This is a genomic window from Pseudoalteromonas sp. SR45-6, from assembly GCF_014163545.1.
In the GTDB taxonomy this organism is placed as follows: Bacteria; Pseudomonadota; Gammaproteobacteria; order Enterobacterales; family Alteromonadaceae; genus Pseudoalteromonas; species Pseudoalteromonas rhizosphaerae.
The window spans coordinates 1-539 of sequence record NZ_JACJDM010000178.1 but is presented as its reverse complement, the minus strand read 5'-3'; the positions used below and the strand labels follow the sequence as shown (position 1 = coordinate 539).

General features: G+C 41.7%; 1 protein-coding gene. It reads right to left on the bottom strand.

Annotated features, from left to right (window positions below):
- On the bottom strand, positions 1-539 hold a 539-nt coding region (locus tag H5158_RS22780), incomplete at both ends, for an ATP-binding protein (RefSeq protein WP_182740989.1).

The following is a 539-nucleotide window of genomic DNA, read 5'->3' as shown; positions in this document are numbered from 1 at the left end:
GATTCTCCTATCATTTCATGCCAGTTTTCCTGTGGTAGCTGGCTTATAATTATGTGTGATTTATACCCATACCGCGCATCGATTAATTCGAGTAAGTCACCTCGTTGCTGAGCACTCAGTGGTTCAAGCCCCCAGTCGTCTAAGATCAGTAGATCATACTTTATTAACTTCGCCAGTAATTTCCGGTAACTACCATCTGCTTGTGCTAGAAACAGGCTTTCGAGTAGTTCTTTTAATCGAATATAGTAAACACTTTTTCCTTGTAGGCAGTGCTCATGTCCTAAGGCACACGCAAGGTATGTTTTTCCACAGCCTGTTGCCCCAGTGATTAAGATATTTTGATGTAAGTTTAGCCAGCTATTTTGGCTTAAGTTACGTATCTGTGCTTTTTCTATATTACGTGTCGGCGAGTAAATCAGTTGATTTAACTGAGCCGGTAAGCGGAATTTAGCGTGTCGCACTAGCCGGTCGATTTTTCTTTGCTCACGCGTATCAATTTCATGAGTGAGCAATAAACTGACGCGCTCTATAAAGCTTTG